Below are 856 nucleotides of genomic sequence, written 5' to 3' on the forward strand. Positions count from 1 at the left end.
CGGCTGCTGCAGCAGCCTAAAGGGTGATGCACTTCAGAGTTGAATGCAGGATATAATGGGCTTGGGAACGGTAACATTATAAATCATCGCAATCACTGAAAAGGCAACACTATATAATGCGGGGCTCAGAAACACTTCTTTGGCTGACCATACCCCTGAAGTTACCCCCGGCGCCACCACAAAGAAAAACAATATACCCACCACCACGAAAGCAATACCATATAAGATACCAGCGTGGCCAAAGGCCAAGGCACAAACTGCCAAGCCAATATTGCCCGTATTATTCATACTCAAGCATGAATAATATGTCGGTATATTTTGCCTAAACATTCGCAAAAAAAACAACCCCAGTAGCGACATCAAAGAATACATCAGGACGGCAACAAACACCATCCACAAGAATTTATCCAGCTCTACTTTCTGGCCAAGCATATGATCCAATATCAAAGCCGGATAGCCAATATGAGCCATCAATTTGGATACCATCCTAGTATCCAGCTCCTGTCGGCTCCTAGCAAACAAATACCCAACAAAGACACAAATAAATACAGGCCCTACAATCTCAATAACATTCTCGAATAAAGCTTCCACCGAAAATCAAAACCTCACAGCAAGGTATAAACCAGCCAACGAGAAGAAAAATCTTTTTGGACAAGGAACTCTAATAGATACAAAATTACTAGAGAGACAACCAGGCAATTTCACATCAACACTGCCTGGCCAGCACCTTAACCGGTGCGATACCCCAGTTAACCGTCTCGCACTTACAAATTCATCTGAAACTCTTTTAAATTCATTACAGGGGCAGGGCTGTCCCATATAAATCGGTGTAAAAACGAACAGAATAGACCTAAAA

1 protein-coding gene is annotated in these 856 nt (G+C 42.6%); it reads right to left on the reverse strand.

The annotated features are described in order from the left end of the window. Positions 1–33 precede the first annotated feature (33 nt). The gene (locus tag MO867_RS22335) at positions 34–486 is read right to left on the reverse strand and encodes an AEC family transporter (protein WP_252473267.1); all 453 of its coding nucleotides are present in this window, start codon (positions 484–486) and stop codon (positions 34–36) included. Positions 487–856: the final 370 nt, after the last annotated feature.

The sequence above is a fragment of the Microbulbifer okhotskensis genome, from assembly GCF_023895975.1.
GTDB lineage: Bacteria > Pseudomonadota > Gammaproteobacteria > Pseudomonadales > Cellvibrionaceae > Microbulbifer > Microbulbifer okhotskensis.